The 20,770-nt window shown below is 73.1% G+C and carries 22 protein-coding genes; 7 read left to right on the top strand and 15 right to left on the bottom strand.

What is annotated here, in order from left to right:
- Positions 1-328: 328 nt before the first annotated feature.
- Positions 329-1,354 (top strand): LacI family DNA-binding transcriptional regulator, encoded by a 1,026-nt coding sequence (locus tag AB0C16_RS19340; RefSeq protein ID WP_357684636.1) that lies wholly within the window; start codon positions 329-331, stop codon positions 1,352-1,354.
- Entirely contained in the window at positions 1,351-2,226 is an 876-nt protein-coding gene (locus AB0C16_RS19335) for an adenosine kinase (protein ID WP_357684634.1), read from the top strand. The genes AB0C16_RS19340 and AB0C16_RS19335 overlap by 4 nt, the downstream gene beginning before the upstream one ends.
- Positions 2,227-2,304: 78 nt before the next feature.
- Here the strand turns inward: AB0C16_RS19335 and AB0C16_RS19330 are convergent, their stop codons facing one another.
- Positions 2,305-2,943 carry a helix-turn-helix domain-containing protein gene (locus AB0C16_RS19330; RefSeq protein ID WP_357684632.1) on the bottom strand — a complete coding sequence of 213 codons (639 nt, stop codon included), beginning with the start codon at positions 2,941-2,943 and terminating at the stop codon, positions 2,305-2,307.
- A gap of 90 nt (positions 2,944-3,033) precedes the next feature.
- Here AB0C16_RS19330 and AB0C16_RS19325 point away from each other — a divergent pair, with 90 nt between their 5' ends.
- The gene (locus tag AB0C16_RS19325) at positions 3,034-4,227 is read left to right on the top strand and encodes a cytochrome P450 (RefSeq protein WP_357684630.1); all 1,194 of its coding nucleotides are present in this window, start codon (positions 3,034-3,036) and stop codon (positions 4,225-4,227) included.
- On the opposite strand, the gene AB0C16_RS19320 is transcribed toward AB0C16_RS19325, so the two are convergent.
- Positions 4,217-4,345: a hypothetical protein gene (locus AB0C16_RS19320; RefSeq protein ID WP_357684628.1), complete on the bottom strand. Its 129-nt coding sequence runs from the start codon at positions 4,343-4,345 to the stop codon at positions 4,217-4,219. The two genes, AB0C16_RS19325 and AB0C16_RS19320, sit on opposite strands and share 11 nt — an antisense overlap.
- The gene (locus AB0C16_RS19315; protein ID WP_357684626.1) at positions 4,342-5,013 is read right to left on the bottom strand and encodes a class I SAM-dependent methyltransferase; all 672 of its coding nucleotides are present in this window, start codon (positions 5,011-5,013) and stop codon (positions 4,342-4,344) included. Before AB0C16_RS19315 ends, AB0C16_RS19320 begins: the two co-directional genes overlap by 4 nt.
- A gap of 48 nt (positions 5,014-5,061) precedes the next feature.
- Between AB0C16_RS19315 and AB0C16_RS19310 the strand changes: the two genes are divergently transcribed.
- A complete protein-coding gene (locus AB0C16_RS19310) occupies positions 5,062-5,715 on the top strand; it encodes a metalloregulator ArsR/SmtB family transcription factor (protein ID WP_357684624.1) in 654 nt (217 codons plus the stop codon).
- Between the two features lie 8 nt (positions 5,716-5,723).
- On the opposite strand, the gene AB0C16_RS19305 is transcribed toward AB0C16_RS19310, so the two are convergent.
- The 8 genes from AB0C16_RS19305 to zwf all read right to left on the bottom strand — a co-directional run bounded on the left by AB0C16_RS19305 (position 5,724) and on the right by zwf (position 15,096).
- The gene (locus tag AB0C16_RS19305; RefSeq protein ID WP_357684622.1) at positions 5,724-6,953 is read right to left on the bottom strand and encodes a sigma-70 family RNA polymerase sigma factor; all 1,230 of its coding nucleotides are present in this window, start codon (positions 6,951-6,953) and stop codon (positions 5,724-5,726) included.
- Positions 6,950-7,288: a YciI family protein gene (locus AB0C16_RS19300; RefSeq protein WP_357684620.1), complete on the bottom strand. Its 339-nt coding sequence runs from the start codon at positions 7,286-7,288 to the stop codon at positions 6,950-6,952. Before AB0C16_RS19300 ends, AB0C16_RS19305 begins: the two co-directional genes overlap by 4 nt.
- Before the next feature lie 61 nt (positions 7,289-7,349).
- Entirely contained in the window at positions 7,350-7,748 is a 399-nt protein-coding gene (locus AB0C16_RS19295) for a VOC family protein (protein WP_357684618.1), read from the bottom strand.
- A 272-nt stretch (positions 7,749-8,020) separates the two neighbouring features.
- On the bottom strand, positions 8,021-9,760 hold the full coding sequence (locus tag AB0C16_RS19290) for a serine/threonine-protein kinase (protein ID WP_357684616.1): 1,740 nt from the start codon (positions 9,758-9,760) through the stop codon (positions 8,021-8,023).
- Between the two features lie 233 nt (positions 9,761-9,993).
- Positions 9,994-10,605, bottom strand: coding sequence for a bifunctional 4-hydroxy-2-oxoglutarate aldolase/2-dehydro-3-deoxy-phosphogluconate aldolase (gene eda / locus AB0C16_RS19285; protein ID WP_357684615.1), 612 nt, complete (start codon positions 10,603-10,605; stop codon positions 9,994-9,996).
- Entirely contained in the window at positions 10,602-11,588 is a 987-nt protein-coding gene (gene glk / locus AB0C16_RS19280) for a glucokinase (RefSeq protein WP_357684740.1), read from the bottom strand. The genes eda and glk overlap by 4 nt, the downstream gene beginning before the upstream one ends.
- Positions 11,589-11,659: 71 nt before the next feature.
- The gene (edd, locus tag AB0C16_RS19275; RefSeq protein ID WP_357684613.1) at positions 11,660-13,606 is read right to left on the bottom strand and encodes a phosphogluconate dehydratase; all 1,947 of its coding nucleotides are present in this window, start codon (positions 13,604-13,606) and stop codon (positions 11,660-11,662) included.
- Positions 13,603-15,096 carry a glucose-6-phosphate dehydrogenase gene (gene zwf, locus AB0C16_RS19270; protein ID WP_357684611.1) on the bottom strand — a complete coding sequence of 498 codons (1,494 nt, stop codon included), beginning with the start codon at positions 15,094-15,096 and terminating at the stop codon, positions 13,603-13,605. Before zwf ends, edd begins: the two co-directional genes overlap by 4 nt.
- Positions 15,097-15,238: 142 nt before the next feature.
- On the opposite strand from zwf, the gene AB0C16_RS19265 reads away from it, so the two are divergent.
- Positions 15,239-16,414, top strand: a complete 1,176-nt coding sequence (locus AB0C16_RS19265; protein WP_357684609.1) for an ROK family transcriptional regulator — start codon at positions 15,239-15,241, stop codon at positions 16,412-16,414.
- A 31-nt stretch (positions 16,415-16,445) separates the two neighbouring features.
- Here the strand turns inward: AB0C16_RS19265 and AB0C16_RS19260 are convergent, their stop codons facing one another.
- Both AB0C16_RS19260 and AB0C16_RS19255 read right to left on the bottom strand, forming a co-directional pair.
- Positions 16,446-16,991, bottom strand: coding sequence for a hypothetical protein (locus AB0C16_RS19260; RefSeq protein ID WP_357684608.1), 546 nt, complete (start codon positions 16,989-16,991; stop codon positions 16,446-16,448).
- A gap of 83 nt (positions 16,992-17,074) precedes the next feature.
- Entirely contained in the window at positions 17,075-17,266 is a 192-nt protein-coding gene (locus AB0C16_RS19255; protein ID WP_357684606.1) for a hypothetical protein, read from the bottom strand.
- A 78-nt stretch (positions 17,267-17,344) separates the two neighbouring features.
- On the opposite strand from AB0C16_RS19255, the gene rpsD reads away from it, so the two are divergent.
- A complete protein-coding gene (gene rpsD, locus AB0C16_RS19250) occupies positions 17,345-17,959 on the top strand; it encodes a 30S ribosomal protein S4 (RefSeq protein ID WP_357684738.1) in 615 nt (204 codons plus the stop codon).
- A gap of 100 nt (positions 17,960-18,059) precedes the next feature.
- Here the strand turns inward: rpsD and AB0C16_RS19245 are convergent, their stop codons facing one another.
- Complete coding sequence (locus AB0C16_RS19245; protein WP_357684604.1) at positions 18,060-18,860, bottom strand: ion transporter; 801 nt, start codon at positions 18,858-18,860, stop codon at positions 18,060-18,062.
- Positions 18,861-19,008: 148 nt separating this feature from the next.
- Here AB0C16_RS19245 and AB0C16_RS19240 point away from each other — a divergent pair, with 148 nt between their 5' ends.
- Positions 19,009-19,323 carry a DUF4190 domain-containing protein gene (locus AB0C16_RS19240; protein ID WP_357684602.1) on the top strand — a complete coding sequence of 105 codons (315 nt, stop codon included), beginning with the start codon at positions 19,009-19,011 and terminating at the stop codon, positions 19,321-19,323.
- Between the two features lie 48 nt (positions 19,324-19,371).
- On the opposite strand, the gene AB0C16_RS19235 is transcribed toward AB0C16_RS19240, so the two are convergent.
- Positions 19,372-20,730, bottom strand: a complete 1,359-nt coding sequence (locus AB0C16_RS19235) for a S8 family serine peptidase (RefSeq protein WP_357684600.1) — start codon at positions 20,728-20,730, stop codon at positions 19,372-19,374.
- Between the last annotated feature and the right edge of the window lie 40 nt (positions 20,731-20,770).

Genomic DNA, 20,770 nt, shown 5'->3' with positions numbered 1-20,770 from the left:
CGCTTTAACGCCGCATGTCCACCCTTGACATGAAAGATCTCTATACCTGGAGATTTCGGATGTCAGGTTAGGGCGACGCAATGCGAAATAGCAGGACATATGTGACCAAGGAAAGGGCTTGCGCAAAATTGCCGCAAAGGCTTTCATGGGTCGAGACCGTTACAGGGGGGTTGAATCATGACCAGGGACGGCGTGGCGCTGTGACCTACCAGGTGTCCGGCTTCGCCGGCGAGACCGGCGCCCGCGACCGCCCGCCCCGCGCCCCGGATGCGCCCGGCCCGGCGGATGCGCCCGATGCCGGAGCCCGGCGGAAAGTAAAGTGTCCCGCATGAACGGTCACGCGCGCCTCGCCGACATCGCCGCCCAAGCCGGGGTGAGCGAGGCCACCGTCAGCCGGGTGCTCAACGGCAAACCCGGCGTCTCGGCCGGCACCCGCCAGGCCGTGATGACCGCGCTCGACCTCATGGGCTACGAACGCCCGCCGCGCCTGCGCCAGCGCAGCAACGGACTGGTCGGCCTCGTCACGCCCGAGCTGGACAACCCCATCTTCCCCGCGTTCGCGCAGGCCATCGAGAAGGCCCTGACCCAGCACGGCTACACGCCCGTGCTCTGCACCCAGCTGCCCGGCGGCGCGCCCGAGGACGAGTTCACCGAGCTGCTCGTCGACCGCGGGGTGAGCGGCATCGTGTTCGTGTCGGGCCTGCACGCCGACACCACCGCCCGGATGGACCGCTACACCCGGCTCACCGACCGCGGGCTGCCGATCGTGCTGGTCGACGGCTACAGCGAGCACATCGACGCCCCGTTCATCTCGCCCGACGACCGGCTCGCCGCCCGCCTGGCCGTGCAGCACCTGGTCGACCTCGGCCACGAGCGCGTCGGGCTGGCCATCGGGCCGCGCAGGTTCGTGCCGGTGATCCGCAAGATCGAGGGCTACCGGCAGGCCATGGCGCAACTCCTCGGCGCCACCGACGTCGACGACCTGATCGCCAGCTCGCTGTTCTCCGTCGAGGGCGGCCAGGCCGCGGCCACGCAACTGCTGGCCGGCGGCTGCACCGGCATCGTCTGCGCCAGCGACCTGATGGCGCTGGGCGCGATCCGAGCCTGCCGGCAGCAGGGCCTGACCGTGCCCGGCGACGTGTCGGTGGTCGGCTTCGACGACTCGCCGCTGATCGCGTTCACCGACCCGCCGCTGACGACCGTGCGCAAGCCGATCGGCGCCATGGCCACCGCCGCCGTGCAGACGCTGCTCGAAGAGGTCAACGGCGCCCCGGCCAAGCACGTCGAGCTGATCTTCCAGCCCGAGCTGGTCGTGCGCGGCTCCACCGGCTCCGGCCCGCTGGTCAACCGATGATCCACGACGTCCTCGTGCTCGGCGGCGCCGGGGTCGACACCACCGTCTACGTGCCCGAGCTGCCGTTGCCCTACGCCGACACCTACGCGGTGCCACCGGTGATCGACCGCATCGGCAACACCGGCGCCGGAGTGGCGCTCGGCTGCGCCGCGCTCGGGCTGTCCGTCGCGTTCGCCGACCTCGTCGGCGACGACCCGCAGGGCGACCTGGTCCGCCGCGCCCTGGGCGGCGTCGACTTCCGCTGGGCCCCCGCCGAGGCGGGCACCCGGCGCAGCGTGCTGCTCGTCGGCCCCGACGGCCGGCGCACCTCGCTGTTCGACCCGCGCGCCACGCCGGGGGAGCGGCTGCCGCCCGAGCTCTACACCGGAGTGCGGGCGCGCCACGCGCACGTCTCGATCACCGACTTCTGCCGCCACGTCTACGACCACCTCGACGGCGTGCCCACCTCCACCGACCTGCACGACTGGGACGGCGTCGACGACCACCACCGCGACTTCGCCCAACGCTCCGACCTCGTCTTCCTCTCCTCCGCCGCGCTGCCCTCACCCGAGACCACGATGCGCGACATCCTCGCCCGGGGCCGCGCCGAGACGGTCGTCTGCACCCGCGGCGCGGGCGGCTGCCTCGTCCTGACGCGCGGCGGGCGGGTGCGCGCCTTCCCCGCCGCCCCGCTGCCCGCTCCCGTCGCCGACACCAACGGAGCCGGCGACGCCTTCGTCTCCGGCTTCCTGTACGGCAAACTGCGCGGCCTCCCGCTGGAGGAGTGCGTGCGGCTCGGGTCGCTGGCCGGCGCCCACGCCTGCACGGTCACCGGCACCCACGAGTCGCCGATCACCGAACCCGCCCTGCTCGGCGCAGCGGCCGGCCGGTGACACCACATTCGGTCACGATCGCCGCGACCACGGACGGCATGGCGGGTGTTCCCACCGGCAAGAACAAGGGCCGGGGCTTCACGAGGCGGGCCGGGCGGCGGCCATGACGCCGTGCACGGCCTGGGCGATGCGGTCGGCGGCCTGGCCGGGGTCGGGCCGGCCGGCGTCCAGCCAGGCGATGACCGCCTCGATGGTCAAGGCCGGGATCAGGTTCGCCGCCCAGTCCAGCCATGGGCCCGCCGGGATGACCCGGGCCAGGTTGCGGTGCGCGACCTCGCGGGAGGCGGCGGTGATGGTGTCGATCAGTTCGCGGAAGTCAGGCTCGCGGGCGGCGTAGCGGAACAACAGCTTGAACCCGTCGGGGTCAGCGGCCGCCGAGCGCATGAGGGCGGGGATGGCGTCATCGTCGAAGTCGTCGGTGCCGGTGGCCTCGCCCAGCCGGGTGCAGGCCCGATCCAGCACCGCCCGGTACAGATCCGCCTTGGAGTCGAAGTGCCGATACAGCATCGCCCGGGTCAGGTTCGCCTCGGCGGCGACGTCGTCCAGGCCGGTGGCGGCGTAACCGGCTTGGGCGAAGGCGCGGGTGGCGGCGTCCAGGATCTGCTCGCGCCGCTCGGCGCGGCGCAGCCGCCGCACCGGCGCGTGTGTGGCCGCGCCGTCCTCCGGCTTCGCCTGCCTCGCCTCGATCTCGGCGCCGGCCGGGTCGGGGTGGTGCATCCGCCCTCCTCCACTTGTAGAACCTAAAGTCTACAAGTAGCTTTATAGACAGCGAAGTATACAAACGTGCGTCTACTCGTTGGGGGAGTCGTGTCCACACCCGTCCAGCTGCCGTTCCGGCAAGACAGCCCGATGCGGCCCGCGCCGCTGCTGCGCCAGCTGCAGGCGCAAGGCCCTATTCACGCGATCCGCACCGCCGTGGGCCACCCGGCGTGGCTGGTGACCGGCTACGCGCAGGTACGCGCGCTGCTGGACGACGACCGGCTCGGCCGGGCCCACCGTGATCCCGAGCACGCCTCCCGTACCGGGGAGTCGGCGATGTTCGGCGGCCCGCTGGGCGACTTCGACACGGAGCGGGCCGACCACCGCCGCCTGCGCGCGTTGCTGCAGCCGCAGTTCTCACCCAAGCGCATGCGCGCGCTGCGCGGCCGCGTCGAGACCCTGACCGCCGCCCTGCTGGAGGAGTTGGCCGCCGCCGGGCCCCCGGCCGATCTGCACGCCGCGCTGGCGCTGCCGCTGCCGATCGCGGTCATCTGCGAGCTGCTCGGCGTCCCGTACGAGGACCGGGCCCGGTTCCGGGCCTGGACGCAGGCCGCCGGCGACGTCACCGACCGGGCGCGCTCGGAGCAGGGGCTGGCCGAGCTGTTCACCTACGGCCGGCAGCTGGTGGCCCGCAAACGCGCTGAGGGCGCCGTCGATGCCGACGGCGAGGCCGATGTGATCTCCCGGCTGGCCGCCACCGACGGGGTCGGCGACGACGAGGCCGCCGCGATGGGCATGTTCCTGCTGTTCGCCGGACACGAGACCACGGTCACCGCGATCGGCCTGGGCGCGCTGTGGCTGCTGGCCACCCCCGGCCAGTGGCAGGCGCTGAAGGCCGATCCGTCCCGGGTCGACGCCGCGGTGGAGGAGATCCTGCGCGCGCCCGGCCTGGGCGGCGGCGGCATCCCTCGCTACGCCCGCACCGACCTGGAGATCGCCGGCGTGCGCGTGCGGGCCGGGGATCTGGTGCTGCTGGACACCGGCGCGGCCAACCACGACACCGGCGTGTTCGACGACCCCGACCGTTTCGACCTCGACCGGCCGGCCGTGCCGCATCTGACCTTCGGGTACGGCGCGCGCTACTGCATCGGCGCGCCGCTCGCGCGTATCGAGCTGCAGGTGGTCTTCTCCCAGCTCGCCGCCCGCTTGCCCGCCTTGAAGCTGGGGTGCGCGGTGGAGGAGCTGACCTTCACTGCGAACACGCTGACCGGCGGGCTGACCGCGCTGCCGGTCACCTGGTGACCGCCAGGCCCGCGAACACCACGATCACCGCGAGCGAGCATCGGCCGATCTCCGGCCGGGTGTGCCCGCTCATGTGCCGGCCATCGGGCCGGAAGCGCATCGCGCGTGCCCGCGTCACGGCAGCCGCTGGGTGACGCGCCACAGCCGGCGCGGCAGCTCGCCCTCCTCGAAAGCGTGGATCCGCAGGCCCACCCAGCCCTCGGCCAGGGCCTCGACCAGGGCGCGGGTGAAGAAGTGCACGGCGAACCCGCCGTGCTCGTAGATGTCGTCGCCGTGCGAGATCCCGGTGCCGTGGTGGGCGTCGCCGACGTGGCGGACGGTGTAGACGAAGCTGCCGCCCGGTCGCAGCACCCGCCGCACCTCGCCGGCCAGGGCATGGATCTGCTCGGTGGACAGGGCCATGCACAGCAGCATGTGCGCGTAGACGGCATCCACCGACGCGTCGTTCAGGGGCAGGGGCTCGCGGGCGTCGTGCACACTGACGCGCACCCGCTCGCCGAGCCCGGCACGGTCTGCGGCCTGGCGCAGCTGGGCCAGGGCTTCGGCGCAGAAGTCGGTGGCGTGCACGGCCAGGCCGCGCCCGGCGAAGTGCAGGGTGTCGCGGCCGTGCCCGGCGCCCAACTCCAGCACGTCGCTCGCGCCACGCGAGGTGAACAGATCGGCGGCGTAGACGGCCGGCTCGGACGGCCGCCGGCCGTACAAGCCGGGGTGGGCCGTGTAGGTGGCCCGCCACTGCTCACGCTGGGCATCGGCCAGTTCCGCCGCTCGCTCGTCCAGATGCTTCATGCTATTACACTATTCCATGAACTAATGGATTAGAGAGGTGAGGCCGAGGTGGGCGGGCAGCGGCTGTACGAGGCGTTCGCGAGCGTGGCCAAAGCACTGGCCAGCGACCGCAGGCTGGAGCTGATCGAGCTGCTGGCCCAGGCCGAGCGGCCGGTCGAAGACCTCGCCCGCGCCGCGGGCCTGGGCGTGACCAGCGTCTCCAACCACCTCCAGGTGCTCAAGCAGGCCGGGCTGGTGGCCACCCGGCGGCAGGGCACCCGCGTCTTCTACCGGCTGGCGGGCGAGGATGTGGCCGCGCTGTGGGTGCTGCTGCGCCAGGTCGGCTCGGCGCACCTGGCCGAGGCCGAGCGCGCCCGCGCCGCCTACCTCGGCCCCGGCGACACCGACCAGCTCACCCGCGAGCAGCTCCAGCAGCGCCTCGCCGCCGGGCAGGTGACGGTCATCGACGTGCGGCCGGGCGTGGAGTACGCGGCCGGTCACATCCCCGGCGCCCTCAGCCTGCCCCTGGACGAACTCCTCGACCGGCTGGACGAACTACCCGCCGAGGGCCTCATCGTCGCCTACTGCCGCGGCGCCTACTGCGTGCTGGCCCACGAGGCGGTGCGCGTCCTGGCCGGGCGCGGCCATGGGGCGGCCCGCCTGGCCGACGGCATGCTCGAATGGCGCCTGGCCGGCCTGCCGGTCGCCATCGCCGGGGCCTGACCGGGGAGTCAGTCCCAGCTCAGCAGCCGCCGCTCCAGCAGCTCCTGCTGAGCCGGGTTGGCGGTCAGCTCCAGCGCCCGCTCATCAGCCCGGCGCGCCTCCTCGCGGTGGCCCAGATCCCGCAGCAACTCGGCCCGGGTGGCGTGGAAGAGCGGGTAACGCTCCAGCGTGTCGCCGAGGTCCTTCAGTTCGGCCAGCGCCGCCCGCGCGCCCTGCGTGTAGCGCACCGCGATCGCCCGGTGCAGCCGGGCGACGGGCGAGGGCGCCAGGTACAGCAGCATGTCGTACAGGACCAGGATCTGCGCCCAGTCGGTGTCGGCGAAACTCCCGGCCTCGGCGTGACAGGCCACGATCGCCGCCTGCAGCTGATACGGTCCCGGCCGATGGTGGGCGCGGGCGGCCCGCACCAGCAGCGCGCTCGCCTCGGCGATGGCCTGCCGGTCCCACAGGCCGCGGTCCTGGTCGGCCAGCAGCACCAGCCGCCCCTGCTCGTCGAAGCGGGCCGCGCCCCGGGCCCGATGCAGCCGGATCAGCGCCAGCAGCCCGGTCACCTCGGGCTCCTTCGGCATCAGGTTCGCCAGCAGCGCGGCCAGCCACTCCGCATCATCGACCAGGTCGCGCGCCTGGGCCCGCTCGGGCGTGCTGGACAGGTAGCCCTCGTTGAACAGCAGGTAGATGACCGCCAGCACCTCGCCCAGCCGCCGCGGCAGGTCCTCCTCGGCCGGGATGCGGCAGGGGATCCCGGCCTCGCCGATCTTCCGCTTCGCCCGCGTGATCCGCTGCGCCACCGTGCTCTCCGGCACGACGAACGCCGCGGCGATCTGCGCCGCCGACAGCCCGCACACCACCCGCAGCGTGAGCGCGATCTGCGCGCTGCGCGACAGCGCCGGGTGGCAGCAGGTGAAGATCAGCCGTAGCCGGTCGTCGCGCGAGGCGGGTTCCGGCCAGGTGAGCCGGGCGAGCTTGGCCCGGTAGTTGGACTCGCGCCGAAGCACGTCCAGGCCGCGCCGCCGGGCCACGGTGAACAGCCACGCGTCCGGCCGTTCCGGCACGCCGTCGGCCGGCCAGCGCCGCAGCGCGGTCTCGATCGCGTCCTGCACCAGGTCCTCGGCCGCGGAGAAGTCGCCCAGCAGCGACACCAGGGACGCGGCCAGCCGGCCCGCGTGCTCGCGCACCACGCGGGCCAGCGCCTCCTGGCTCGCCTCCTGACTCACGTTCTGGGGCACCCGCTCGTTCATGAGGCGGGGCGGATCTCCACGATCGGGCAGGCCGGCCACGAGCGGGCCAGCTTCAGCGCCTCGTCCAGATCGGCCACCTCCACCTCGGCGAACCCGCTGACCACCTCCTTGCCCTCCACGAACGGCCCGTCGGTGACCACCGGCTCGCCTTGGTCCAGCCGCACCGTGGTCGCGGTGTGCACCGGCGCCAGATGCGTGTGATGGGTGATCTTGCCGGAGTGCTCGGCGAACCAGCGGCCCACCGCCTCATAGGCGGCCTGCCGCTCCAGCTCGCCCATCGCCTCCAGCTCCTGGGCGAACTGTTCGGTCTCGATGAACATCAGCACGTACTTCACGGACGGCCTCCTGGGGTCCTGTCGTCTGCGTGGTCGTTCGGCGGGGTCTGGTGGACGGTGGTCAGCTTGCCGGAAGCGTCGCGTACAGGTCGACGCCGTTACCGTCCGGGTCGGCCACCGTGGCGTACCGCATCCCCCAGAAGGCGTCGAACGGCTCGGCGATCCCGCGGTATCCGGCCTCGACGAGTTCGGCGTACTTGGCGTCCACCCCGGCCGGGGTGTCGAACTCGAAGCACAGCAGGGTGCGCGGCCCGCCGGTCGGCGCGCTCCAGCCAGGCAGGAACGGGGTGCGGAAGCCCTCGGTGTCCAGCATGACGTGCAGCCCGTTCGGCAGGTCGCAGCCGGCGTGCTCGGGCGAGTGCTCATCGAGCTTGAACTCCAGCCCGAGCCGGGCGTAGAAGGCGATCGAGGCGTCCATGTCGGACACCACGATGTCGATGGTGTTCAGGGTGGGATTCATGATCCGCTCCTTGAGATCGGTCGCTGAGATTCTCCAGGCCGTCACGGGTCCGCGCCTGGCGTCGCGTCACGTGGACGCGGGCCTGACGGCGGTCATGCCCGCTGACGGCCCTCATCCCAAAGACGATTGGCCGGGCCCTCGATACGACATGGGCACCAAGAACCTTCGCACGCCCGGCACGCCCACCCGCGCATCCTGGTCCCCGGACCGGCAGATGGTGATCGGCCAGGTCGTCACAGACGGAGATCGTCCGCACCACGCGGCCTGCGGCCCTACTCGAACCTGACCCGCACCCCGGTGCTCAGACCGGAGTCGTGCAACTCCAGCCCCGCGGGCCGGGCGTCCTTCGGCAGCTCGAACACGAGCGCGCCGGTGAAGGACTGGCCCGGTCCGATGCGGGCCGGCGTGACCTCCGTGCCCCCCTGGCCGAGCAGCCTGGTGCCGCCGTGCAGGGTGTCGTCCTCGTCGAACAGCTTCTGCTGGCCCGGATAGAGCACCCTGGCCTCCTGCCCGACGTTGTCCACCCGCAGCGCCACCCGGCACGTGCGCAGCACCGCCGCCTTGGCCGGCTTGGGACACTTGGTGTCCGTCACCGCGAACCTCAGCCGCCCGTCCTGCACGGGAGTGTCCGCGCCGAACGCTTCGGGCGCCCTCGACACCCACGCGATGACCGCGATCAGCAGCACCAGCAGCACGACCGCGATCACCACGGCCGTCAGGCAGCCCGCGAACACGCTCCGCCGCGGCTTCGCCCCCGGGAACATCCCGGTCGGCGGAAGCGGCCCCTGCCCGGTCTGCTGACCCGGCGGCCCCTGCATGGGCGGCGGCCCCTGCCCCGCCTGGTGCCCCCGCCGCGCCGGCCCGGCGGCGTGACCTGTCGGCGCCTGCGTGGCCGGGTGGGCCGGTGGGTGTTGCGCGGAGGGGTGCGCGGGAGGCGCCTGGCCGGCCGGGTGGGGCGGTGGCTGTGGCGCGGGGGGCGCCTGGCCCGAGGAGGGGGGTGGTGCGTGGCCGGCCGGGTGACCCGTACGTGCCTGTGCGGCCGGGTGGGGCGGCGGCGCGGGCCGGGGAAGGCGTGGGGGAGCGGGGTGCACGGGAGGGGGTGACTGGGTGAGCGGTGGGAACTCCGAGGGGTTCCACGAGCTGGAGAGGTGGCGGGTCGCGGCGAGCTGGGCGGCGGGCTCGTCGGCCGCGCCCACCAGCTCCAGCAGCAACTGCTTGGCGGCGGGACGGCGCGCGGGGTCGGGATGGATGGCCGCGGCGACCAGCCGGTCGAGCGGCGCGGGCAGCCCCCGCAGGTCGGGCGGCGCGGTGCGGGCACGGGCCGCCATGACGTAGGCGTCGCCCTCACCGAACGGATGGCCGCCCAGCCCCGCGTAGGCGATGAGCGAGCCCCACGCGAAGACGTCGCCCGCTGGGCTCGTGCGCCCCTCGAACACCTGCTCCGGAGCGATCCAACCGGGTGTGCCCATCACCATGCCGGCGTTGGTGTGGCGGGAGTCGACGTGGGACGAGCGGGCCAGCCCGAAGTCGATCACCCGTGGCCCGGCCAGCGTCAGCATCACGTTGGCGGGCTTGAGGTCGCGGTGGACCAGGCCGGCCGCGTGGATCGCGGTCAGCGCCGCCGCCACGCCCACGGCCGCCGAATGCAGCACGGACGGTGTCAGGGCCCCGTGCTCGATCAGGTGGTCTTCGAGCGAGATGCCGTCGATGTATTCGGTGACGAGGTAGAGGACTCCGTCGTGCTCGCCGTGGTCGAGCACGCGGGCGGTGCAGAACGAGGCCACCTTGCGGGCGTTGGAGACCTCCTCGTGGAAGCGCGCCCGGTAGACGGGGTCGGCGGTGAAGTCGCGGCGGATGGCCTTGAGCGCCACCGACGAGCCGTCGGCGGCCCTGGCGAGGTAGACGGTGCCCATCCCGCCCGAGCCGAGGCGGCTGAGCAGCTCGTAGGGGCCGATCGCCGGTGGGTCCTCGGGCGTCAGCGCGGTGCCCGCGGAGCGACCCTGCTGCCCCAACGTCGATGTCCTCTCGCCGTCGTCATCCCGTCGCCGCAACCGACCGATCCTCTGCCCGGCATGCCCTTTTGACACCCCAGACTCTAACGGAGGAAGGGCCCGCCCGGTGGCGCGGCGACGGCCCGCCGTGGCCGGCGGTTCAGCGGCGGCGCAGGGGTGGCGCGGTCCGGCGCGAGCACAGGGGCCGGGCACAGAGCCGCTCAGCGGCGGCTCAGGGGCGGCTCAGGGGCGGCTCAGCGGAGGGCGGCCGCGTCGGAGGCCAGCTTCTCCACGCGGCCCCAGTCGCCCGCCGCGAGGGCGTCGGCCGGGGTCAGCCAGGTGCCGCCGACGCAGCCGACGTTCGGCAGCGCCAGGTAGTCGGCCGCGCCGGCCGCCCTGATGCCGCCGGTCGGGCAGAACCGCACGTCCGGCAGCGGCCCGGCCAGCGACTTCAGATAGGGGACGCCGCCCGCGGCCTCGGCGGGGAAGAACTTGAGCTCCTTGAGCCCCCGCTCGGCCAGCGCCATCACCTCGGACGCCGTCGCCGCGCCGGGCAGGAACGGCACCCCGCTCGACTCCATCGCCTCGACCAGCGACAGGGTCGTGCCGGGGCTGACCAGGAACTTCGCCCCGGCCATCAGAGATCTCGCGATGTCGTCAGAAGTCCGGATCGTTCCGGCGCCGATCACCGCCTCGGGCACCTCGGCGGCGATGCGGCCGATCGCCCCCAGGGCGGCCTCCGTGCGCAGCGTCACCTCGATCACCGGCAGGCCGCCGGAGACGAGCGCGCGCGCCAGCGGCACGGCGGTCTGGACGTCGTCGATCACCACGACGGGGATCACGGGTGCGAGGTCGAGCAGGCTCATGGATGGTTCTCCTCTGGGGCGACGAAGGGCGCGCCGGTGCCGGAGGCGCGCTGGGCCAGCCAGGCGGCCGCGCCGGTCAGCGCCGGCTGTGGCGTGACGATCAGTGTGGTCGCGACGGCGGACAGGTATCCGGACATGTCCGGGTTCGCCGCGAACCTGGCGCGGAAGTCACCGGCGCGTACGCGTTCCACGATACGGGGCAGCACTCCGCCGCCCAGGTAGACCCCTCCCCGGGCGCCGAGAGTCAGCGCGACGTTCCCGGCGAAGCTGCCCAGCATCCCGCAGAACACCTCGACCGTCTCCGCGCACAGCGGGTCGTCGGGGCGGGCCACGATCTCGGAGGCGGTCAGCTCGTCCGCCGGCACGCCGTTGACCTCGGCCAGCGCCCGGTGCAGCCGCGCGAGGCCGGGGCCCGACAGGACGTGCTCGGCCACCACCGGGCCACGGGCCCGCAGCACGCGGACGAGCTCCAGCTCCCGCTCGTCCAGGACCGGCACGGTGACGTGCCCGCCCTCGCCGGGGACCGGGATCCAGCCGTCGTCCACCGGCACCAGCCCCGCCACGCCCAGTCCGGTGCCGGGCCCGAGGACGGCCTTGACCCCGTGGCCGGGCTCGGGACCGCCCAGCGGCACCAGGTCGTCCCCGCCGAGGTGCGGCAGCGACAGGGCCAGCGCCTCGAAGTCGTTCAGCAGCGCCACGTACGGCACGCCGAGGTCGCGCGCCGATCCGGCCCACGGCGAGTTCGTCAGCTCGTAGCGGTCGCCGTTGACCGGACCGGCCAGGGCCAGGCAGGCCGCCCCCGGCCGCACTCCGCCCGCGTGTTCGGCGAGATAGGCGGCTACGGCTTCGGGGAGGGTCCGGTAGTCGGCCCCCGGCAGGACCACGACGCCGGACGGCGGCGTACCCGGCGAGGTGACCAGCCCGAACCGGGCGTTGGTGCCGCCGATGTCGGCCACCAGCCACGGCGGCTCGAACGTGCTCACCGATCGGCCGCGGCGGCCGGCGCGGCCCGTCGCGCGGCGGAGGGCACGGGGCGCCCCGGAGTCTAAGGCGCTCACCCGGCGACCCCCGTACGGCGCCGGGACGACGCGGAAGAGCCCGACTCCAGGTGGGAGGCGCCCGCCTCGGCGGGGAAGCCGAGGCCCGGCCCGTGGTGCGGCGACTCGGCGCCGCTGACGCCGAAGATCCCCGCCCCCTGCTCGGCGTGACCGGCCATCCGGCGGAAGGCCGCGAACAGCTCGCGGCCGGTGCCGACCCACTGGGCGTCGCTCAGCGGCCGGCCCTCGGGCGCCCGCCGAGCCAGCTCCTCGGCCTCCACCAGCAGTTCCAGCGTCCCGGCCGCCGAGTCGAGCCTGATCACGTCGCCGTCGCGGACGAGCGCGATCGGCCCGCCGTCGGACGCCTCGGGCGACAGGTGGATGGCCGCGGGCACCTTCCCCGACGCGCCGGACATCCGGCCGTCGGTGACGATCGCCACCCGCTGCCCCCGGTCCAGGAGCACAGCCAGCGGCGGGGTGAGCTTGTGCAGCTCGGGCATGCCGTTGGCGCTCGGCCCCTGATAGCGGATGACGGCCACGAAGTCCCGCCCGTCCAGCTCGCCCGCCTCGAACGCGCGCAGCAGGTCGAGCTGGTCGTCGAAGACCCTGGCCGGAGCCTCGATCACCAGGTGCTCGGGCTTGACCGCCGACACCTTGCTGACGGCGCGGCCCAGGTTGCCGTCGACCATGTGGATGCCGCCGTCGGCCGCGAACGGGGCGGACACCGGCCGCAGCACGTCCAGGTCGGCGCTGCCCCCGCCGGCCTCGCTCCAGACCAGCTCGCCGCCCGCAAGCGCGGGGGCCGACCGGTAGTGGCCGAGCCCGCGCCCGGCCACGGTCAGCACGTCGGCGTGCAGCAGGCCCTCGTCGAGCAGGTCACCGATGAGCACCTGCATCCCGCCCGCGTCGCGGAAGTGGTTCACGTCCGCCTGGCCGTTGGGGTAGATCCTGGTCAGCGACGGCACCACCTTCGACAGGCAGGCCAGGTCGTCCCAGGTCAGCACGATGCCCGCGGCGGCGGCCATGGCCACCAGGTGCAGCGTGTGGTTGGTGGAGCCGCCGGTGGCCAGCAGCGCGACGCAGGCGTTCACGATCGCCCGCTCGTCGACCAGCTCGCCGACCGGGGTGTATTCGGCGCCGTGCGCGGTGATCTCCACCGCCCGGCGACCGGCCGCTCCCGTCAGCGCGTGCCGCAGCTCGGTGTGCGGGTTGACGAACGTCGAGCCCGGCAGGTGCAGCCCCATGACCTCCATCAGCGCCTGGTTGGAGTTGGCGGTGCCGTAGAAGGTGCAGGTGCCGGGGGAGTGGTAGGACTCGGCCTCGGCGTCGAGCAGCTCGGCCCGGCCCACCTTGCCCTCGGCGAACAGCTGCCGGGCGCGGGCCTTGACCTTGTTCGGCAGCCCCGACGTCATCGGCCCGGCCGGCACGAAGATCGCCGGCAGGTGCCCGAAGTGCAGCGCCCCGATCAGCAGGCCAGGGACGATCTTGTCGCAGACGCCGAGCAGCAGCGTCGCGTCGAACATGTCGTGCGACAGGGCGATCGCGGTGGCCATGGCGATCACGTCACGGCTGTAGAGCGACAGCTCCATGCCGGCCCGCCCCTGCGTGATGCCGTCGCACATCGCGGGCACGCCGCCCGCCACCTGCGCGACGCCACCTGCCGCGCGCACCGCCGCCTTCAGCTCCGCCGGGTACGTCTCGTACGGCTGGTGGGCCGAGAGCATGTCGTTGTAGCTGGTCACGATCGCCACACCGGGCTTGGCCGTGCCCCGCAGAGCGGGCTTGTCCTCGGCCGGGGCGGCCGCGAAGCCGTGCGCCAGGTTGGCGCACCCGAGATGCGCGCGCGCCGGCCCCCGCCGCCGCGCCGCCTCGCCCTCACGCCGGATCCGCTCCAGATAGACGGTACGGCCGGCCCGGCTGCGCTCGGTGATCCTGTCCGTGATCTCCTGGATGACCGAATTCACGCTTCCTCCTCGTGCCAGGCGCGACCGCTGCGGCCGAGCAGTTCGTGGGCGCCCGCGGGACCGGCCGACCCGGCGGGATAGGGCTCGGGCAGGTCGGCGGACGACTCCCACCGGCCCAGGATGGGGTCGATCCAGCGCCAGGCCGTCTCCACCTCGTCGCGGCGCATGAACAGCGTCGGGTTGGCCGCGAGCACGTCCGTGAGCAGCCGCTCGTACGCCTCGGGGACCCGCGTGGTGAACGTCTCGCCGAAGCTGAGGCTGAGCGGCACCGGCTTGAGCGTCACCTCGCCGGCGCCGGGCTCCTTGGCCATGATGTGCAGCTCGATGCCGTCTTCGGGCTGCAGCCGCAGCACCAGCCGGTTGGCCGTGCCGCCGGGGAAGATGGAGTGCGGCACGTCCTTGAACTGCACCACGATCTCCGACGTCCGGCGCGGCATCCGCTTGCCGGTGCGCAGGTAGAACGGCACCCCGGCCCAGCGCCAGTTCCTGATCTCGGCGCGGATCGCGGTGAACGTCTCCACCCGGCTCGACGCCTCGGTGGGCGGGGTGGAACCGGGCTCGTGCAGGTAGCCGGGCATCCCGCAGGCCTCGGTGTACTGGCCGCGCACGGTGAACCTGTCGACCTCGGTGCCCGTGATGGGCCGCAGCGACTGCAGCACCTTCACCTTCTCGTCGCGGATCGCCTCCCGGTCGTTGCGGGCCGGGGGCTCCATCGCGGTCAGGCACAGTAGCTGCAGCAGGTGGTTCTGCACCATGTCGCGCAGCGCGCCCGCGTGGTCGTAGTAGCCGCGCCTGCCGGGCGTGCCGACGGTCTCGGCGGCGGTGATCTGCACGTGGTCGATCCAGAGGGAGTTCCAGATCGGCTCCAGGAAGGCGTTGGCGAAGCGGAGCACGAGCAGGTTCTGCACGGTCTCCTTGCCCAGGTAGTGGTCGATGCGGAAGATCTGCCGCTCGTCGAAGATGGCGCCGACCTCGTCGTTGATCCGGCGCGCGCTGACCAGGTCGTGCCCGAGCGGCTTCTCCAGCACGACCCGGGAGCGCGGCGTCACCAGGCCGGCCCCGGCCAGCTCGCGGCAGAACGGGCCGAACGCCCTCGGCGGGCTCGCCAGGTAGAAGACCCGGTCGCGCTCCTCGTGCCCGGCCAGCAGCGCGGCCAGCGCGTTCCAGCCGGCCTGGTCCGCGTCGTCTCCGCTCGCCCGGCGGCCCACGTCGACCGACACGTGGTGCAGCCGGCCCAGGAAGCGCTGCCAGCCGTCGGGGTCGCCGACCGGCACCTGGTCGCGTACCTCGGCGTCCACCTTGCCGCGGAAGTCGTCGTCGGTCAGGCCGCCCCTGGACATGGCGATGACGCGGGTCTCGGGGGAGAGCCGGCCGTCCCGGTCGCAGTGGTACAGCGCAGGCAGCAGCTTGCGCATGGACAGGTCGCCGGTGCCGCCGAAGACCACCAGATCGGCGGTGTAGGCGGCGGTGGACGTTGAGAGGGGGGACACGGGGAGATACTCCGATGATCTATCAAGCAGGGACAGAACGGACATTAGTCAGAGTTTGGGTCATGCACAAGCATGGTTTTGCTATCTGAGATAAAAAAGTCAGGACTTTTCATTACCTAACTCCATGTGGTTCACTTGGCCGATGTCTCGACGTACCGCCGCGAGCCTCGCCACGACCGGTGAGGTGCTCCGCCTCATCCGCACAGGTGAAGCCGTGACGCGCGCGGACCTCGGCCGGGTCACCGGCCTGTCCCGCCCCGCGGTGCAGCTGCGCGTCGGCGAGCTGCTCGGACGCGGGCTCGTCGTCGAGCGCGCCGACGCCCCCTCCACCGGCGGGCGGCCCCCGGTCCGGCTGGAGTTCGACGCCGCGGGCGGCGTGGTGCTGGTGGCCGCGCTCGGCGCGAGCCGCACCAGGGTCGCCGTCTGCGACCTGGCCGGGCGCGAGCTGACCGGCCGCGACTTCGCCATCGACGTGGAGCAGGGGCCCGACGTGGTGCTGCCGCTGCTCATGGACACCTGGGACGAGCTGCTCGGCGACAGGCCCCGCTCGATGGTCCGGGGAGTGGGCATGGGCGTGCCCGCCACGGTCGAGTTCGCCGAGGGACGCGCCGAGAGCGCCCGGGTGATGGCCTCGTGGACCGGCGTGGTCATCCCGCCGATCGTCCGCGAGCGGTTCCCGGTGCCCGTGCTGGTCGACAACGACGTCAACGTGCTGGCCATCGGCGAGCACCGCGGCGTCTACCCCCAGCTCGGCGACCTGATGTTCGTCAAGGTGTCCACCCGCATCGGCGCCGGCGTCATCGCGGGCGGCGAGATCCTGCGCGGCGCCATGGGCGCGGCCGGCGAGATCGGGCACATCCCGGTGCGCGACGGCGGCGGCGTGCTCTGCCGCTGCGGCAACGTCGACTGCGTCGACTCCGTGGCCAGCGGCACCGCGCTGCTGCGCGACCTGCGCGCCGCAGGCAAGGACGTCAAGAGCGTCGGCGACGTGACCGCGCTGGTGCGCGCGGGCGACGCCGAGACGATGGCCACGGTCCGCGAGGCGGGCCGCCGGATCGGCGAGGTGCTGGCCGGAGCCGTCAACATCCTCAACCCGTCGGTCCTGGTGCTCGGCGGCGACATGGCCGAGGCGTTCGGCCCGCTGGTGTCGAGCATCCGCGAGGTCGTCTACCGCCGGTCCACCGCGCTGGCGACCCGGCGGCTGCGCATCGAGCCGAGCAGGCTGGGCACGGGGGCGGGCATCAGCGGGTGCGCGGTGATGGTGCTGGACCACGTGCTGTCGCCCGACGCCGTCGACGACAGCCTGGCCAGGCGCTGAGGCCGGAGCCCGCTCGATCGGGGCCCGCTCGTCAGTCCCTCCGGGACGTCTCCGTGTCGTAGGCCGGCGTTCGGCTCTGCGACCAGCTCTGCGACCGGCTCTGTGGCCGGCCCTGAGGGTGGTCCAGCGCGTGGTCCGGCGCTCTGCCGGACGGGGACGGGCTCAGCGAGGGAGCGTCGCTGCCGGCCGGCGGACGTGTCCGCGTCGGCATCGCCGACTGGGGCAGAGCGGGTGTCACGAACGAGCGGCCGGGCCTCGCCGTGGGACTCGTCGTCGGGCTGGCCGTGGGCTTCGGGGTGCGCGACGGGAGCGTGGCCGCCGGGCTGGCGCCGGTCCTGAGCGAGGGCCGCGCGCTGTGGGCCGGGCGTGTGACGGGCACTCTGGACGTGGCGGCCGTGGCCCGGACCGTGGCCGGGCTCGCCGACCGGTCACCGGCCTGGTCGGGCAGGCTGACCGGGGACAGCGAGGTGCCCGCCGGCTCGCCGCCGCCCAGGATCGCGGCGCCGGCCAGCATGAGGACGCCGGCCAGCACGCCGGCGATCATCAGGACACGCCCGCGCCGCTCCGAGTCGCTCACAGCCGCCGATGATAGTGACCCCGCGCGACCGCTCGGGCGGCTCTGGGTGAATCGTGATCAACACGATCACCGTCCGGCGGCCCTCAGCACAGGCACAGCAGACCGCGCAGGGCGGTCTCCAGGCAGAGCCCGGTGCGGGCCGGGCGAACCAGCAGGACCGGGCGGCCGAGGTCGTCGACCCCGCCCTGCGCGGGGGAGGGCGTGCCGTCGACGGACAGCCGGGCGACGCGGGCGGTGGTGGCGAGCGTGCGGATCCGCTCGGGGATCGGCAGCATGGGCGCCTCCTTGAGGGAGCAGAAAGCAATAGGTTAGGCTTGCCTAAGTAAGGGTTGCCTAATCACATTGAGGTGAACGTGCGCTACACCGGTCCCAAGGTGCGACTGTCGCGCCGCGCGGGCGTGCCGCTGACCAGGAAAGCCGTCCGCTACTTCGAGCAGCGCCCCTACCCGCCGGGCGAGCACGGTCGCAAGACCAGCCGCCGCGCCGTCGGCGACTACGGCACGCGCCTGCTCGAGAAGCAGAAGCTGCGCTGGTACTACGACCTGTCGGAGCGGCAGCTGCGGCGCTACTGGGACCTCGCCGTGCGCAGGCCCGGCGCCTCGGGCGCCGAGCTCGTCTCGCTGCTGGAGACGCGGCTCGCCTCCCTGGTGCTGCGCGCCGGGCTGGCGCCGTCGATCTACGCGGCCCGGCAGTACGTGACGCACGGCCACATCGCCGTCGACGGCCGCAAGGTGGACATCCCGAGCTACCTGGTCAAGCCCGGCCAGGTCGTCACGGTGCGCGAGCGGTCGCGCCGGATGCGGCCGTTCGTGGCCGCCGCCGAGGGGGTGCACGCCGACGAGCGGATCGCGTCCTACCTGTCCGTCGACCACGCCGACCTGCGGTTCACGCTGACGGGCAAGCCCGAGCGCGAGCAGATCGCCGTACCGGTGGACGAGCAGCTCGTCGTCGAGTACTACTCCCGTTAGCCGGGCTCCCGCAGCGCCGGGCTCCCGTAGTGCCGGGCTCCCGCAGCGCCGGGCTTCTGCGGCTGGGGTCGCGCCGGCCGGGCTCCCGCGGGCCGGGGGCCTACTCCAGCGCCTTCTCCCGGCGCAGCTCGGCTATCTCATCGCGGAGCGCGGTCAGCTCGGCCAGGATCAGCCGGGTGGAGGCCGCCGAGGTGTCCTCCAGCTCGGCCAGCTCGGCCCGCTCCAGGGCCGACTCCTCCTCCATGGCGCTCACCACGACCGCCATGAAGAGGTTGAGCACGACGAACGTGCAGATCAGGATGAAGATGGTGAAGAAGATCCAGGCCGACGGGTGCTCCCGCATCACGTCCCTGGCGATGTTGCCCCAGTCGTCGCCGGTCATCGTCTGGTAGAGGGTGAACAGCGAGGTCGGCAGGCTGCCGAAACGCTCCGGCACGGCCTCGCCGTACATCTTGGTGGCCATCACGGCGGCCACGTACAGCACCAGGGAGAGCAGCACCACGATCGAGCTCATCCCGGGCATCGCGCGCAGCAGGGCCGAGACCACCCGGCGCAGGCTGGGCACCACCGAGAGCAGGCGCAGCGCCCGCAGGATGCGCAGCGACCTCAGCACCGACAGGCCGCCGGTCGTGGACAGCAGCGCGATGCCGACGATCGCGGTGTCGAAGATGTTCCACGGATCGCGTAAGAAGCGGGACCGTTCGACGTAGATCTTGGCCACCAGTTCGACCACGAAGATGTAGAGGGCCACGTGGTCGATCACCCGGAGCACCTCGCCGTACCGCACGACGACGGAGGGGACCGTCTCGAGGCCGAGGGTGGCCGCGTTGACCAGGATGACGCCGATGATGAACTGCTGGAAACGCCGGCTGGTGATGAAGGCGCGCATGCGCTCACGCACGGGGGTGGGCTCCTCAGGACGGATGCGTTGCCTCACCATGATGGCGTAGATGATCACGCGGCCCTCAAGTGTCCCGCAACCAGCGGTCAAGTGCCGCCCTGTGGTATAAAAACCGCCTAAACACCGATGGACGAGGGGCCGATCGCAGATGTCTTATCCCAGTTATGGCCCCTCCTACTACGGTCCGCCGCCCCAGACGCACCCCAACGGCACCACGATCCTGGTGCTGGGCATCCTGAGCCTGGTCGTCTGCGCGTTCATCGGGCCGTTCGCCTGGTCGATGGGCAACAAGGCGCTGCGCGAGATCGACGGCAGCGGCTACGTCTACGAGAACCGCGGCATGGTGCAGGCGGGGCGCATCTGCGGCATCGTCAGCACCTGCCTGTTCCTGGTCGTGATCGGCTTCTACGTGCTCATGTTCGTGGTCTTCGGCGGCGCCGCCATGCTGGGCGGCATGAACTAGCGGGCCGGCGACGCCGCCGCGACCAGATGTGCGGCAGGGGGAACGAATTCAGGCGGCGCTCTTGGCCCTGCGCCGGAGCGCGGCGATGATCCCGGCCGGGTCCACGATCCCGTAACCGTAGTCGTAGTCGAAGCCCACCTCGCTGCGGTCCTCGGCGGTGCGGCGGAGCAGCGCGCGCAGCTGCGCGGGCGACAGCCGCGAGGAGGGCCATCGGGTGCGGACCGCGGCGACCAGCCCGGCCGCGACCGGCGCCGCCGCCGACGTGCCCGAGTCGGCCTCGGCCTCGCCGAACGCCCTGGACCCCGAGAAGTGCGTGTAGGCGCAGATGTCGGGCTTGCGCGAGGTGAGCCGGCCCGGCCCCTGCGAGGAGTAGCCGACCCGCTCGCCGCCGATGTCCACGCCGCCCACCGACAGCGCCTTGGGGTGCGAGTTGGCGCCGGCGATCGGCCGGTTCGGATAGGCGCACCTGCCGTCCCGGCACTCGCGCCCGCAGTTGCCCGCCGCGAACAGCACGTCCGCGCCCGCCCGGTCGAGCTCGGCCACCATCAGGTTGAACGGGTGCGCCGCGTTGTCGGAGTAGTTGCCCGGATGCCCGACCGGGAAGTCCCATTCGGGGGAGAACGACCCCCACGAGTTGGAGACCACCAGCGCCCTGGACGCCTCGGGCTGCGCGTCGAGCACCGTGCGCAGGTGCGCGAACGCCGCCACGGCGTCGGACAGCAGCCCGTCGAGCGCCGAGCCGCCGGGCCGGGAGGACAGCAGCACGGGGAGGTCGATCACGGACGCCTGGGGCGCGCCGATGAGCGTGTCGAAGGCGCACATCGTGCCGTGGTCGACCTCGAACTCGCCCGGCCTGCCGGTCACGCCCACAGGGCACCAGCTCCGCTCGGCGTCGAGCGTGACGTTCCTGCCGAGGTGGCGGGCGACGTGGGCGACGTTGACGCCGGTGTCGAGCACGGCCACGGCCACCCCGTCGCCGTCGAGCCCCTCGGCGTGCAGGCCGGCGACGTTGAGCAGCCGCTCGACGTCGTGCCAGTCGCCGACCGGCGGATCGCCTCCGCAGGTCGGCGAGGACTCGATGACCGGATCGGCGAAGACGCCGACCACGTCGGGGCGCAGCGCCTGCAGCAGCGCCACCCGGGTGGCCGGCTCGTCGTCGGAGATCGTGCCCCGCACGAGCACCGAGGCGTCCTCGGCGGCCAGCGAGAAGTCGAGCGGCTGGTTGAGCGAGAGCGGGTCGCCGCCCGCCGCCGGGATCGGGCGCGGCACGGCGACCGGGACGAACCCGAGGTCGAGCTCCACCCCGGGCAGGCCGTCGGCGACGTCCGCCGTGGTGGCGACGCGGCCCGGGTCGGTGACGGCCGCGACCAGGTCGGGGGAGGGGCGGAGCTGGATCAGGACCCGCATGAGTCACCACCGGTCGTGTGGAGGGAACGAACCTCCCCAC

The sequence above is a fragment of the Nonomuraea sp. NPDC048916 genome, from assembly GCF_040649575.1.
Classification (GTDB): Bacteria; Actinomycetota; Actinomycetes; order Streptosporangiales; family Streptosporangiaceae; genus Nonomuraea.
Note: the sequence above shows the minus strand (reverse complement) of the source record. Positions and strands in the feature narration are given on the sequence as shown.

Coding starts and splice junctions, on each gene's coding strand:
- AB0C16_RS19335 (WP_357684634.1), top strand. CDS start 1,351: ATGATCCACGACGTCCTCGTGCTCGGCGGCGCCGGGGTCGACACCACC.
- AB0C16_RS19340 (WP_357684636.1), top strand. CDS start 329: ATGAACGGTCACGCGCGCCTCGCCGACATCGCCGCCCAAGCCGGGGTG.
- AB0C16_RS19305 (WP_357684622.1), bottom strand. CDS start 6,953: ATGAACGAGCGGGTGCCCCAGAACGTGAGTCAGGAGGCGAGCCAGGAG.
- AB0C16_RS19315 (WP_357684626.1), bottom strand. CDS start 5,013: ATGAAGCATCTGGACGAGCGAGCGGCGGAACTGGCCGATGCCCAGCGT.
- AB0C16_RS19240 (WP_357684602.1), top strand. CDS start 19,009: ATGTCTTATCCCAGTTATGGCCCCTCCTACTACGGTCCGCCGCCCCAG.
- AB0C16_RS19265 (WP_357684609.1), top strand. CDS start 15,239: ATGTCTCGACGTACCGCCGCGAGCCTCGCCACGACCGGTGAGGTGCTC.
- AB0C16_RS19330 (WP_357684632.1), bottom strand. CDS start 2,943: ATGCACCACCCCGACCCGGCCGGCGCCGAGATCGAGGCGAGGCAGGCG.
- eda (WP_357684615.1), bottom strand. CDS start 10,605: ATGAGCCTGCTCGACCTCGCACCCGTGATCCCCGTCGTGGTGATCGAC.
- AB0C16_RS19255 (WP_357684606.1), bottom strand. CDS start 17,266: ATGCTGCCGATCCCCGAGCGGATCCGCACGCTCGCCACCACCGCCCGC.
- AB0C16_RS19295 (WP_357684618.1), bottom strand. CDS start 7,748: ATGAATCCCACCCTGAACACCATCGACATCGTGGTGTCCGACATGGAC.
- AB0C16_RS19235 (WP_357684600.1), bottom strand. CDS start 20,730: ATGCGGGTCCTGATCCAGCTCCGCCCCTCCCCCGACCTGGTCGCGGCC.